11 protein-coding genes are annotated in these 13,316 nt (G+C 50.4%); 10 read left to right on the top strand and 1 reads right to left on the bottom strand.

Annotation, left to right across the window (positions count from 1 at the left end; translation table 11 throughout):
• Positions 1–693: 693 nt before the first annotated feature.
• The 4 genes from L9G74_RS03235 (at position 694) to ompW (ending at position 5,257) form a co-directional block, all read left to right on the top strand.
• Positions 694–2,265, top strand: a complete 1,572-nt coding sequence (locus tag L9G74_RS03235; RefSeq protein WP_238894845.1) for a cytochrome ubiquinol oxidase subunit I — start codon at positions 694–696, stop codon at positions 2,263–2,265.
• A gap of 16 nt (positions 2,266–2,281) precedes the next feature.
• Positions 2,282–3,439, top strand: a complete 1,158-nt coding sequence (gene cydB / locus L9G74_RS03240; RefSeq protein WP_238894846.1) for a cytochrome d ubiquinol oxidase subunit II — start codon at positions 2,282–2,284, stop codon at positions 3,437–3,439.
• Between the two features lie 13 nt (positions 3,440–3,452).
• Positions 3,453–3,575, top strand: a complete 123-nt coding sequence (gene cydX, locus L9G74_RS03245) for a cytochrome bd-I oxidase subunit CydX (RefSeq protein ID WP_238894847.1) — start codon at positions 3,453–3,455, stop codon at positions 3,573–3,575.
• 1,007 nt (positions 3,576–4,582) lie between these two features.
• Complete coding sequence (gene ompW, locus L9G74_RS03250) at positions 4,583–5,257, top strand: outer membrane protein OmpW (RefSeq protein WP_238894848.1); 675 nt, start codon at positions 4,583–4,585, stop codon at positions 5,255–5,257.
• A gap of 84 nt (positions 5,258–5,341) precedes the next feature.
• Here the strand turns inward: ompW and L9G74_RS03255 are convergent, their stop codons facing one another.
• Positions 5,342–6,082, bottom strand: coding sequence for an SDR family NAD(P)-dependent oxidoreductase (locus tag L9G74_RS03255; protein WP_238894849.1), 741 nt, complete (start codon positions 6,080–6,082; stop codon positions 5,342–5,344).
• Between the two features lie 226 nt (positions 6,083–6,308).
• Between L9G74_RS03255 and metA the strand changes: the two genes are divergently transcribed.
• From metA to L9G74_RS03285, 6 genes are all read left to right on the top strand, one after another.
• Entirely contained in the window at positions 6,309–7,253 is a 945-nt protein-coding gene (metA, locus tag L9G74_RS03260) for a homoserine O-acetyltransferase MetA (RefSeq protein WP_238894850.1), read from the top strand.
• Positions 7,254–7,519: 266 nt separating this feature from the next.
• Positions 7,520–8,707, top strand: coding sequence for a thiolase family protein (locus L9G74_RS03265; RefSeq protein WP_238894851.1), 1,188 nt, complete (start codon positions 7,520–7,522; stop codon positions 8,705–8,707).
• Positions 8,708–8,719: 12 nt separating this feature from the next.
• Positions 8,720–10,213, top strand: coding sequence for a CoA-acylating methylmalonate-semialdehyde dehydrogenase (locus L9G74_RS03270; protein ID WP_238894852.1), 1,494 nt, complete (start codon positions 8,720–8,722; stop codon positions 10,211–10,213).
• Between the two features lie 15 nt (positions 10,214–10,228).
• On the top strand, positions 10,229–11,398 hold the full coding sequence (locus L9G74_RS03275; protein WP_238894853.1) for an acyl-CoA dehydrogenase family protein: 1,170 nt from the start codon (positions 10,229–10,231) through the stop codon (positions 11,396–11,398).
• Positions 11,399–11,408: 10 nt separating this feature from the next.
• Positions 11,409–12,182 (top strand): enoyl-CoA hydratase, encoded by a 774-nt coding sequence (locus tag L9G74_RS03280; RefSeq protein ID WP_238894854.1) that lies wholly within the window; start codon positions 11,409–11,411, stop codon positions 12,180–12,182.
• 10 nt (positions 12,183–12,192) lie between these two features.
• A complete protein-coding gene (locus L9G74_RS03285; protein WP_238894855.1) occupies positions 12,193–13,302 on the top strand; it encodes an enoyl-CoA hydratase/isomerase family protein in 1,110 nt (369 codons plus the stop codon).
• The last annotated feature ends 14 nt before the right edge of the window (positions 13,303–13,316 follow it).

The following is a 13,316-nucleotide window of genomic DNA, read 5'->3' on the forward strand; positions in this document are numbered from 1 at the left end:
CAGCGGTTACTCTATATTAGGTAAATCAAATGTTATAGAGTTAAAGTTGTTTAGTCGCGGGTTGTTTGGTTAAAGCATGTTTTTGCGGGAGAGATAATTTTTAGTGTAATAAAACAATATGTTGGTGTGAATTTTTGGAGCATTAAATGGCGGCCTTTGGCCCGCTGATAGTCGGTAAAATGTTTATTTGATAGGTTTTTAGATGTTTTATGGCTAAGTTGCTAAAAAAGCCATTAAATCCTTGAAAACGGCAAATCCCTATCACGTGTTTATGTTAATGTCAATGGTACTTTATTTTGACTGTGTGGCTGTCCGCAAAACCCGTTAAAACTCTAGGCTTTGATTGATTTGAGTCAAAGCTGGGTGGTATAAAATCACCGCTGTATTTAGATTGGTTTAATGTCTAACTTGCTGAAAAATAGATAAAAGTTTATTTATTGTTGTGAGGTGGATGTGATCAATAACTCAAAAAATATTTCCAGTGTGATTTAGAGCAAATTTTTGCGGGCAAATTGCTGTTTTTGACTTTAGTCTAAGATAACTGATGCCTAAGAATCATTTTGGAATGTTTGTTCGGTCAGCTTCGACCGAACGTATAAAAACAAAATGTCAAACTAACGCTATCCTGCTCACCGTCTTTCTTAGCGATGGGGATGCACGCTGATTGACGGTACACCATGTAAGGAGTCACAAATGATAGTTGGAGAGGTTGTTGAGCTTTCACGCTTTCAATTCGCGTTGACGGCCATGTATCACTTCTTGTTTGTACCTCTGACCTTGGGTATGACTTTTATGCTTGCCATCATGGAATCACTGTACGTGATGACCAACAAGCAAATTTATAAAGACATGACCAAGTTCTGGGGTAAATTGTTCGGTATTAACTTCGCTTTGGGGGTTGCTACCGGTTTGACCATGGAGTTCGAATTCGGGACTAACTGGTCATACTACTCTCACTATGTAGGCGATATCTTCGGTGCGCCGTTGGCGATCGAAGGTTTGATGGCCTTCTTCTTGGAATCTACCTTTGTGGGTATGTTCTTCTTCGGTTGGGATCGTTTCTCCAAACGTCAACACTTGGCCGTCACTTGGTTGACTGCGCTGGGAACCAACCTGTCTGCATTGTGGATTCTGGTAGCTAACGGCTGGATGCAAAACCCAGTGGGCTCTGTGTTCAACTACGAAACCATGCGTATGGAAATGACCAGCTTTGCTGAGCTGATCTTCAACCCAGTAGCACAGGTTAAGTTTGTACACACCGTTGCCTCTGGTTATGTCACCGGCGCGATGTTCGTACTGGCAATCTCTTCTTACTACATCCTGAAAAAACGCGACCTACCATTTGCACGCCGTTCATTTGCGGTTGCAGCAAGCTTTGGTATGGCGTCAATCCTGTCTGTTATCGTATTGGGTGACGAATCAGGGTACCGCATGGGTGAAGTACAACGCGTGAAGTTGGCCGCAGTGGAAGCTGAATGGCACACCGAGCCAGCACCTGCTTCATTCACTGCGTTTGGTTATCCAAACCAAGAAGAGATGGAAACCAATTTTGCCATCAAGATCCCATATGCAATGGGTATCATGGCTACTCGCTCTATTGACGAGCAAGTGACCGGTATTCATGACTTGGTGAAAGAGCACGAAGTCCGTATCCGTAACGGTATGCAAGCTTATGCACTGCTGGAACAGCTGAGAGCAGTGAAGAAAGCTGGTCAAGAGCCTGATGCTGCATTACTTGCTGCGTTCGAAGAGAAGAAAGTCGATCTAGGTTATGGCTTACTGCTGAAACCATACACCGACAAAGTGGTGGATGCGACTGAAGAGATGATCAAGTCTGCTGCGCAATACTCGGTTCCTGCAGTAGCGCCTTTGTTCTACGCCTTCCGTATCATGGTTGCGCTGGGTATTGTCATGTTGCTGGTGTTCGCAGCAGCGTTCTGGCAAAGCACGCGTCATCAGATTGAAGAGAAAAAATGGGTACTCAAAGCGGCGCTATATAGCTTGCCACTGCCTTGGATTGCCATTGAATGCGGTTGGTTTGTTGCTGAATATGGTCGTCAGCCTTGGACTGTGTCTGAAATGCTGCCAACCTTTATGTCTGCCTCAAGCCTGACAGTCGGCGATCTGTGGTTCAGTATCATTTTGACGACTCTGATCTACACCGTGCTGCTGGTTATCGAGTTCTTCTTGATGTTCAAGTTTGCACGTAAAGGCCCTAGCTCACTGAAGACTGGCCGTTATCACTTCGAAAAACTTGAAGCCTGAGCAGAGGGATTAGACCATGTTTGATTATGAAATTTTAAGATTTGTCTGGTGGGCCCTGCTTGGCGTACTGCTGATCGGCTTCGCTGTGACAGATGGCTTTGATATGGGCGTGGGTGCATTGCTACCTATCATTGGTAAAGATGACACTGAACGTCGTGTAATGATTAACACAGTGGCGCCACACTGGGATGGCAACCAAGTTTGGTTGATCACTGCCGGTGGCGCGTTGTTTGCTGCGTTCCCAACGGTATATGCGGTATCTTTCTCTGGCTTCTATGTAGCTATGATTTTGGTATTGGCATGTTTGTGGTTACGTCCAGTAGGCTTCGATTACCGTTCAAAAATTGAAAGCCCAACTTGGCGTAAAACTTGGGACTGGTGTTTGTTTGCTGGTGGCTTTATTCCACCGCTGGTTATCGGTGTTGCCTTTGGTAACTTGCTGCAAGGTGTACCGTTCCAGTTTGACGAATACCTGCGTGCCTACTACGGCGAACCAGGCACTAACTGGTTGCTTAACCTGATCTATCTGCTCAATCCGTTTGGCTTGGTGGCTGGCTTAATCAGTGCGGCTATGTTCATGACACAAGGTGCTTGCTGGTTGCAGATGAAAGCCGAAGGCGATTTACGTGCACGTGCTTCTAAAGTCGCTCAAGTGCTGTCACTGGTGGTATTGGTACTGTTTGTGGTTGCTGGTTTCTGGGTAAGTGGTATGGACGGTTACGTCATTACTTCTGCCATCGATGGACACGCAGTGTCTGACCCAACTCACAAAGAAGTGATCACTCAAGCGGGCGCTTGGATGGCTAACTACGACAAATACCCACTGACTTGGATCTTCCCAATTCTGGGTGTCGTTGCGGCACTGCTGACATTTGTTACTAGCCGTATGCATCGTGCTGGTTTCGCCTTCCTGTTCAGCTCATTGACCATCGCTGGTGTGATTTTGACTTGTGGTGTGTCTATGTTCCCATTCGTGATGCCATCATCACTGGAACCAGCAATGAGCTTGACTGTGTGGGATGCAACCGCTAGCCAAATGACACTAAGTGTGATGACTTATGTAGCGATTATCTTCGTACCAATCGTACTGAGTTACACTCTGTGGACTTACTTCAAAATGTTCGGTCGTATCAGCCGTGAACACGTTGAAGCTAACAGCTCTTCACTGTACTAAGGAGGAAAACAATATGTGGTATTTCACTTGGATACTGGGTCTGTTGCTAGCTTGTGCTTTTGGCATCATCAATGCGCTGTGGTTGGAAAATACCGAGAACATGGATCGTGCGAACGACGCTAAAGACGAACAATAAGCTTCTATGCTTATGAGATAGAAAGAGGGCTGCCTACGGGCGGCCTTCTTGTTTTTTAGTTGCTGATGAATGGCGACAGGGAACATCGTTGGCGAGTTCAGTTGGTGCTATACCGCAACGCAATTTAACGGTAGCGGAGCGGTGATGCGTTTTACCCGTTGCGGCAGTTGCCAATCAACAGCGGAGCAGGGCATGCACTCAATAACGTCAGTAGCAATGCTGCGAGCAGCTCAAACGCCATTGAGCGCTAGGGAACTTAAGCTGGTGAACTGGTGTCCATTGTGGGATTGGTCCCAAACCTCGTATGGGGCCGTTTACACGGCTTAACAACGTCGCTGGTTGATAGTGAGCTGCGGTACGTTGATGCCGACATTGCTACTGCGCCGTGTGATGGGGTTATGCGTGCCAGTTAAGCGTGCACACGAGGCCAAAGAGTTGGTAAAAACTCAGCGCGTTGCCGCTTAAACATCGACGTGTGCCCGGCTCGGTGGTCGAGGCAATGTGATATTGACCAGAACATGCAACGGCTATTGCGCTGACATTACCGCAAGCGCTGTGGCGTATTATCGAATGGCGTTGCGGTTAGCGCCTGTATCCCCCAAAAAAATCCACTCACGGCTTCTTATTGATGGCGATGACCTGCCAAAGCTTTTCTATATCAGCTGTAGTATTTATCACTATAAAAGTGACTTAATTATGGTGTTTTATGCTGAATCGTCAGTTGGTTTTTTTAGCGAAAAGTGGGTCTGTTACGACTTAAGTCGAAAAGAACATAAAGCGATATAACGCTGATTTTTTATAGTGTAAACGCTTATAAAATAAGCGATATTTCAGATGGATCTTAGTGTTTTTGTGATCGACTTTTCATTGTTACATGGGGATTTTTTTGACAATTGCAAAAGTTGATCAAGATCAACGTTGTTAATGATATAAGCTGGCAGGGTAGCGGCGTTTGTTAACAAAAACACGAAAATGAATGCAATTCTTAGTTGCTATGGGGTGAAACAATGGACAAAAAAATCATTTCAGGAATCATTGCCGCTGTACTTTTTTCTGCTGCTGGCGTAGCCAACGCTCACCAAGCAGGTGACATCATCGTTCGTGCCGGTGCAGTAGTGGTTGCACCAAATGAGTCAAGCGACCACGTGGTTACTCCTGATTTAGGTGATCTGGGTGAATTTTCTGTAGATAACAATACCCAACTAGGTCTGAATTTTGGTTACATGCTGACAGACAACATTGGTATTGAGCTGTTGGCGGCAACGCCATTTAGTCATGACGTATCGTTAGCCGGTATTGGTAAAGTTGCTGAAACTAAACATCTGCCACCAACCTTGGTTGCTCAGTACTACTTTGGCAATGCCAAATCTAAGCTGCGCCCATATGTTGGTATCGGTGTTAACTACACCAATTTCTTCGATAGTAAAATCACCAACGATGTCGGTGGCAAACTGTCTAATCTTTCTATGGAAAACTCATGGGGATTGGCGGGTCAAGTTGGCTTAGACTACCAACTGACTGATAAATTGCTGCTTAACGCTTCTGTTTGGTATGCGAAAATTGATTCGGATGTCTCTTTCAATTATGCATACGGTGAAAACAACCAAGATGTTGCTGCTGTCACTATCGGCACTGACATCGATCCATGGGTCTACATGGTCAGCGTTGGTTACGTATTCTAATTCTCGCGTGGGGCGATAACATAAAGGCGCTAACTTTAGCGCCTTTTTCTTTTGATTGTTCCGTCCAGCAAATTCGTATTAGCGCTATTTGCGCTTCTTTTGCTTCCAATGGCGGGTGTTGTAGATGTATTCCGGCAACAGCTTGGTGAGCCAAGCCACGGTACGCCAGCGCTTAGTCACAATCACTCGGCGTTTACGCAGCAACAGTGCGCGTACAATCTGGCGTGCCACTTCTTCGACTGGTGATAGCCATAAGCTTGATTGCTGCATGGCGGCCTTGTCCAATAATCCCAACTGAATATCAGTGATATCAATCGGCAGTTTGAGCCGCTGTGCGTGCATTGAGAGGCCTTCAAGATAATTAATCGCAAAGGCTTTGGAGGCATGAAACGCCACGCTGGGGCCACCACGTAACCCCGCAATGGAGTTGATGGCGGCTATTTGGCCGTAACCTTGCTCGCGGAATAAGCGAAAACAGGTGTTACACACCGCAGCAAAACCTTTGACGTTAACATCAATGATCTCCTGCTCTAGCTGCCACGGCAGCTCTGGGCTGTAGGAGTTTAGGCCAGTATTGACCAGCACCAGTTGCACGTTGCCTAACTGCTGCCACAACTCGGTGAGTTGGTTGATAAGCTGCTTATCATCACTAATATCAAAAGGGATGACTTGGGTTGTTGCTGGCAGTGACGGTAGGAGATCCGTCAATGTTTCCGGCGCTTGGGTTAATAGCACTAACTTCATTCCCGAAGCTGAAAGCTGCTTAGCAATCTCCTTGCTCAACATGGAACTGGCACCGACCAGAATTGCGGTTGTTTCGCTCATGGTTTCAACGTGATGGCAAATAAAGTCACATGATAGAAGTTAGCTCAGCAGGCCTCAAGAAATAAACACGGATGTATAGACATCCAGAAGTCTTTATGTATGATCTACCGCTAATGAGGTTTCGGCAAATGCACTGTGCAGTCAGCGCCAATGATATGCAGCCAGTTGCCTTGTCGATGCATGTGTTACCTAGCGTATTAGCGCTTTTGTGCCATTGAGGCGAACTATGCCCGTAAAAATTCCTGACGATTTACCTGCTGCCAGTATTCTTGAGTCAGAAAACATCTTCGTGATGTCAGAGACTCGTGCAGCGAACCAAGACATCAGACCGATGAAGGTGCTGATCCTCAACCTGATGCCAAATAAAATCGAAACCGAAACGCAGCTGTTGCGCTTACTGAGTAACACGCCGCTGCAGATTGATATCGATTTACTGCGTATTCACGACAAAGTGTCCAAGCACACGCCGATGGATCACCTCAATACCTTTTATCGTGACTTTGAAGAGATTAAACATAAAAACTACGACGGTTTGATCATCACAGGCGCGCCGTTAGGGCAGTTGGACTTTGAAGAAGTGACTTACTGGGACCACATCAAAGAGGTGATCGATTGGTCGCAAACCCATGTGGTGTCGGTGCTGTTCCTTTGCTGGGCTGCCCACGCAGGGTTGTTCCACCTTTACGGCTTAAAACGCAAAATTTTAGAACAGAAGTGCTCTGGTGTGTTTGAACATCAACGCATCAAGGCGCATGTCCCATTGTTGCGTGGCTTTGATGACGTGTTCTACGCGCCGCACTCACGTTATGCGCAGATGGACATTAACGAGCTAAAAGCTGACCCACGCGTCACCGTATTGGCTGAGTCGGCAGAGGCGGGCGCTTATTTGGTGATCAGCAACGATAACCGTAACTTGTTTGTTACCGGTCACCCTGAATACCGCAAAGGCACGCTGCGCGATGAATACTTCCGCGATTTAGAAGCCGGTATTGACCCGCAGATCCCGCAAAACTACTTCCGTGATAACGACCCAAGCAAAGAGCCGCTGGCACGTTGGTTTGGTCACGGTAACTTGCTCATTGCCAACTGGCTCAACTACTACGTGTACCAGTTGACGCCATACGATTTGAGCGATTTAAGCGCCATCACGCCGTGGGAAAAATCCAAGTAGCGATTGCTGGTCTAGGGGAAGCACGAACGACCAAGCGCGACACGCTGGCGTTATTCCAACCGCTCCTACTAAAGCCCTTAACTTCGGTTAGGGGCTTTTGTTTTTATCGCTCAAATTAATGCTCCTTATTGATTGTCTTTGCCAGCAAAACTGCGGCTGTTGAACTATATTAGACCAATGGTTACTTGCTTTACGTTCGCGTAAACGTAATTCTGTTGGCGTTTATTAGCAACGTCTGGTGCTGACTAGATGAACAGGAGCCACAAATGACACAGCCTTTGGTTGACGATGTAGTTATCGTCGCTGCACGCCGCACCGCAATGGGGAGTTTTCTTGGCAGTCTTTCCTCGGTACCGGCCCCCGCGTTAGCCGCCGCCACGATTAAAGCCTTATTGGAAGATGCTCCGATTGCCGCCGATTCCATTGATGAAGTGCTGCTCGGGTGTGTGTTGCAAGCTGGGGTAGGTCAAGCGCCAGCCAGACAGGCGGCATTGGCCGCGGACTTGCCACTTTCGGTGGGCGCAACCACAGTCAACAAAGTGTGTGGCTCAGGTTTAAAAGCGGTGATGCAAGGCTATGACATGCTCCGCGCTGGCAGTGCTAAAACCATTATTGCTGGTGGCATGGAAAGCATGAGCCGTGCGCCCTATTTGATGAGTAAGGTACGCACCGGTCAACGTATGGGGCACGGCAAGTTGCACGATCATATGTTTGCCGATGGCTTAGAAGACGCTTATACCGGCGCATCAATGGGCAGCTTTGCGCAACAAACGGCTGATGAGTTTGCCGTGAGCCGCGAAGCGATGGACGCGTGGGCGATTCAGTCGCTGGCGCGAGCAAATCGCGCCATCAATGAAGGCGATTTTAAGCAGGAAATCGTTGATGTCATCATCGCTGGCAGTATGGGTGAGGCGGTGGTCAATGTTGATGAACAGCCGAGCCGCGCCAAAGTGGAGAAAATCCCCACCTTAAAACCAGCATTCAGCCCAGACGGCACAATTACCGCCGCTAATTCCAGCTCGATTTCCGACGGTGCAGCCAGTTTATTGCTGATGCACCGCAGTGAAGCCGAACGCCAACAACTGCCGATTTTGGCGACTATTTGCGCTACCGCCTCACATGCACAAGAACCGGCGTTATTTACCTTGGCGCCAATAGGTGCGCTCAACAAACTATTACAGCAGCTCGATTGGCGCAGTGAGAGCGTCGACCTGTTCGAGATTAACGAGGCCTTCGCCATGGTGACTATGTTGGCGGTGGATCAACTCGGGTTAGATGCCGCAAAAGTCAACGTGAATGGCGGTGCTTGTGCGCTTGGTCATCCCATCGGCTGCTCTGGCGCGCGGCTGTTGGTGACGCTGATCCACGCCTTACGTCATCGCGGCTTGAAACGCGGTATTGCCACTTTATGCATTGGTGGCGGCGAAGCCGTTGCTATCGCGGTTGAAGTGTAGGAGGGCGGCGACATGAGTGTACAAGTCCATCACTTCATCAACGGTGAGTTTGTGGCGGGTAGTGGTCAGCAGCAGATTAGCGTGACTAACCCTATCGATAATCAGCCGATTGCCACAGTCAATATCGCCACCACCGCAGAAGTTGAGCAAGCCGTCGCCAGCGCGCAGCAAGCGTTTTTGAGTTGGCGCCGCACGCCGGTGTCGGAGCGGGCGCGGCTGATGCTGCGTTATCAACATCTGCTCAAGCAACATCATGATGAACTCGCCACCGTGCTGGCGCAGGAAACCGGCAAGACCTTTGAAGACGCCCGCGGCGATGTATGGCGCGGCATTGAAGTGGCCGAGCAAGCGGCCAATATCGCCTCAATGATGATGGGTGAAACGGTCGAAAACGTGGCTAATGGCATCGACAGCTACAGCATGGTGCAGCCGCTCGGTGTGTGCGTCGGTATCACGCCATTTAACTTTCCAGCGATGATCCCGTTGTGGATGTTCCCCATCGCCATTGCCTGCGGTAACAGTTTTATTCTCAAACCCTCCGAGCAAGACCCGATCACGCCCACGCGGTTGGCAGAGTTATTTGCCGAGGCAGGCGCACCGTCAGGCATTCTACAAGTGCTGCATGGCGACAAAGCCGTAGTTGAGCAACTGATTAACCATCCGCAAACTAAAACCGTATCGTTTGTTGGCTCGGTTGCCGTCGGGCAGCAGGTGTATCGCATGGCGACCCAACAGCTCAAGCGGGCGCAAGTGTTTGCCGGTGCTAAGAACCACTGCGTGATTATGCCCGACGCCAACAAACAGCAAGTGATTAATCAGTTGGTTGGCGCATCGGTGGGCGCGGCTGGGCAACGCTGCATGGCGATTTCGGTGGCGGTATTTGTTGGCAGCAGCTCGCAGTGGATTTGTGAATTGCGCGACGCGTTAAAACACGTCAAACCCGGTTTGTGGAATGACCCCAATGCAGCTTATGGGCCGTTGATCAGCCCAGCAGCCAAAGCGCGGGTGCAAGCGCTTATCGCCCAAGGTAAACGGGAAGGCGCGCACTGCTTGTTAGATGGTTCCGATTTTACCGTCACTGGCTACGAGCAGGGTAACTGGCTTGGCCCAACGCTATTTAGCGAAGTCACGCCCGAGATGTCGATCTATCAGCAGGAGATTTTTGGCCCGGTGCTGTGTTGCATCTGTGTCGATAGCCTCAGCGAAGCCATTGAGTTGGTTAACGCCAATCCGTACGGCAACGGCACGGCGATCTTCACTGGTAGCGGTGCTGCAGCAAAACAGTATCAGCAGCAGGTGGAAGTTGGCCAAGTAGGGATTAATGTGCCAATTCCGGTGCCGCTGCCGTTTTTCTCGTTCACCGGCTGGAAAGGCAGTTTCTACGGCGATCAGCATGCCTACGGCAAGCAAGCCGTGCGGTTTTACACCGAAACTAAAACAGTCACCTGTCGCTGGTTTGATGACGAGGTGGAAAGTGCGCCAAACATGTCGATTGCCCTGAAATAGGCGGGAGGTGTTGCGATGGACTTTCGTTTAACTGATGAACAGCGCCAATACGTTGAATTAGCGCAGCAGTTTGCGGCGGATGTATTAGCTCCAAACGCCGCCAAGTGGGATGCCGAACATGAGTTCCCGAAAGCGGCCATTACCCAAGCGGGCGAACTCGGTTTTTGTGCACTGTACTCGCCAGAGGACGCTGGCGGGTTAGGCTTATCGCGCTTAGATAGTGCCTTGATATTTGAAGCACTCGCGCAGGGGTGTACCACCACCACGGCGATGATCACCATCCATAACATGGCAACGTGGATGTTAACCACGTGGGGCACAGCGGCGATTAAGCAGCGTTGGGCGGCGGGGCTAACCAGCGGTGAACTGCTGGCGTCTTATTGTTTGACCGAGCCCAACGCTGGCAGTGATGCGGCGGCGCTGACCACGAGCGCTAAGCTTGATGGTGATAGCTATCTGATCAACGGTAGCAAAGTGTTTATTTCCGGCGCTGGCGCCACCGATGTATTGGTAGTGATGGCGCGTACCGGTGAGGCCGGGCCGAAAGGCATCTCCGCCTTGGTAGTGCCTGCCGATGCCGCGGGTGTGAGTTACGGCAAAGCCGAAGACAAAATGGGCTGGAACGCCCAGCCGACCCGCGAAGTGACTTTCACCAACGTGCGCGTCTCGCGTGAGGCGTTACTCGGGGATGGCGGTGATGGTTTCTGTATGGCGATGAAAGGGCTCGACGGCGGCCGCATCAATATTGCCGCCTGTTCGTTAGGTACGGCACAAGCCGCGCTGCAACATGCGGTGGACTATATGCATGAGCGCGAACAGTTCGGCAAACCGCTGAGCACCTTCCAAGCGTTGCAATTTAAAGTGGCCGACATGCTCACCGAGCTGACTGCCGCACGGCAGATGGTGTATCTGGCGGCGTCGTACTTGGATAACGGTCATCCGCAAGCCACCACTTACTGCGCTATGGCGAAACGTTTTGCCACCGACATCGGTTTTAAGGTGTGTGATGCCGCGCTGCAACTGCACGGTGGTTATGGCTACATTCGTGAATATCCACTAGAGCGTTATTTCCGCGATACCCGTGTGCATCAGATCTTGGAAGGCACCAACGAGATTATGCGGTTGATCATCGGGCGTAATCTATTGAGCCAAGGACTCAGCGGTTTTGCGCCTGCGGCACATTAAGGAGCGCGTTATGAGTGGCTTACGTTGTGAGATTGTCGATCACTGCGCCGTTATCACCATCGATAATCCGCCGGCAAATACGTGGACGGCTGCCTCGCTGCAACAGTTGGCAGAGTATGTTGATACGTTGGAGCAAGACGGCAGTATTTACAGTTTGATCATCACTGGCGCGGGCACCAAGTTCTTTTCTGCCGGTGCCGAACTCCGCCTGTTTGCTGATGGCGACAAAGGCACGGCCAATGCCATGGCAAATGCCTTTGGTGCTGCGTTCGAGCGGCTGTCGGCCTTTAGCGGGGTGAGTATTGCCGCCATCAATGGTTACGCCATGGGCGGCGGTTTAGAAGTCGCCTTAGCCTGTGATATTCGTATCGTCGAGCAACATGCACAACTGGCGCTGCCCGAAGCCAGTGTCGGCTTATTGCCGTGCGCTGGTGGCACGCAAAACCTTACCGCGTTAGTGGGCGAAGGCTGGGCCAAGCGCATGATTTTACTCGGTGAACGCGTGACTGCGCAGCAAGCGGTACACATTGGCTTGGCTGAAAGTTTAGTGGAAAGCGGCGCGGGATTGCATAGTGCACAGGTGATGGCGCAGATGGTTGAACGCCAAAGCCCCGGCAGCGTGCGCGCCTGTAAACAGCTGATCCAAGCGGGGCGCACTATGCCGCGTAGCCAAGCATTACCGTTGGAGCGTGAGTTGTTTGTGGCGTTATTTGATAGTGCCGACCAACGCGAAGGCGTCAGCGCCTTTTTAGAAAAACGCCCGGCACAGTGGCAGAATAGTTAAGGAGTTAGCGTTGGAACCCGTGTTATTTTCAACTTTAGCCAGCAGTAATGGCCAGCAAATTGGCGTCGCCACTTTAAACGCCGAGGCATCGCTCAATGCGCTCAGCCTCGACATGGTGCATGCGTTAAGCCAGCAACTGCTGCGGTGGCAACATGACGACACCATCGCCTGCGTGTTACTCGACAGCGTCGGCGAAAAAGCCTTTTGTGCCGGTGGCGATGTGCGTGCCATGTATCAAGTACAAAGTCATCAGCCGGGCAAAGTATGCCAAGCGGTGGTCGATTTTTTTGAGGCCGAATATCGGTTGGATTATCAGATCCACACTTATGGCAAACCGATCATCGTCTGGGGCGATGGCATTGTGATGGGCGGCGGTTTAGGGCTGATGATGGGCGCTAGTCACCGCATTGCGACCGAACGTTCTCGCATCGCCATGCCGGAAGTGACTATCGGCTTGTATCCCGATGTTGGTGGCAGCTACTTTTTGAGCCGCATGCAGGGCAAAACCGGGCTGTTCTTAGGACTGACGGCATACAACCTCAACGCTGCCGACGCGCACTATTGCGGCATCGCCAATCACTTTCTGGCCTCATCGGAAAAACAGCGCCTGCTGCACGCATTAACCGCCGTGCCGTGGGGCCGTAACGCCAGTTTGAATCAGCAGAAACTGCATGATTTGTTAGCGGACTTGACGCTGACAACCAGCGAACATATCGGCAAAAGTCGCCTGAAAGCCAATCAAGCGTTAATCGATAAGTTGATGGCGGGCACCTTGCCGGAAATTGTCGCGCGTATGCAACAGCTGCGCACCGAAGAAAGCTGGTTGCAACAAGCGCAGCGCACCATGCTTGCTGGCAGCCCACAAAGCTGGAGCCTAGCTTATGCGCAATGCCAATTAGGCGCAGAGATGAGCTTGGCTGAGTGTTTCCAGTTTGAACTTGGGGTGAGCGTTAACTGCGCCGCCATTGGCGATTTCTGCGAAGGTGTACGCGCCTTATTAGTGGATAAAGACAAACAGCCGCGCTGGGCGTTTGGTGCGCAGAACTTGCCGAGCAGTGAGCAGTTGCACGCATTATTGGCCTCGCCATTTTTTCATCATCACCCGCTGGCTCGGTTGTAATCAGCCTGCATGAC

Source organism: Shewanella electrica, assembly GCF_022321485.1.
Lineage (GTDB): Bacteria > Pseudomonadota > Gammaproteobacteria > Enterobacterales > Shewanellaceae > Shewanella > Shewanella electrica.